Annotated in this window: 1 protein-coding gene; it reads right to left on the minus strand. The window is 68.7% G+C overall.

Going from position 1 to position 387, the window contains the following annotated elements; translation table 11 throughout:
- The coding region (locus K9U41_RS23715) for a HAMP domain-containing protein (RefSeq protein WP_282643267.1) at positions 1–371 on the minus strand (371 nt) is incomplete at its 3' end.
- Between the last annotated feature and the right edge of the window lie 16 nt (positions 372–387).

Here is a 387-nt window from a genome sequence, read left to right on the forward strand (position 1 = left end):
GTCCTGGCAGCGCCCGATACCGCATCGTTGCCCCGCCGGGCCACGTCCACGGCGCCGGAAGCCACCTGGGTCGCGTGGGCGGCCTGGTCGGCCGTGGCGCTCACGGTTTCTGACAGCTCGTTCATGGCTGCGGAGGTCTGCTCGATCGACGCGGCCTGCTGTTCGGTGCGGGCCGACAGGTCGTGGTTGCCGGCCGATACCTCGTGCGCCGCCACCTCGAGCTGGCGGCTGTTGTTCATGACGTTGAGCAGCACGCCGTGCAGCTTTTCGACGAACGCGTTGAACTGCACGGCGAGCTGGCCGACCTCGTCGCGGCTCACGACCGGCAGGCGGCGCGTCATGTCGCCATCGCCGGAGGCGATTTCCTGCATTGAATGCGTCAGGCTG

The sequence above is a fragment of the Xanthobacter autotrophicus genome (genome assembly GCF_029991245.1).
Classification (GTDB): Bacteria; Pseudomonadota; Alphaproteobacteria; order Rhizobiales; family Xanthobacteraceae; genus Xanthobacter; species Xanthobacter autotrophicus_C.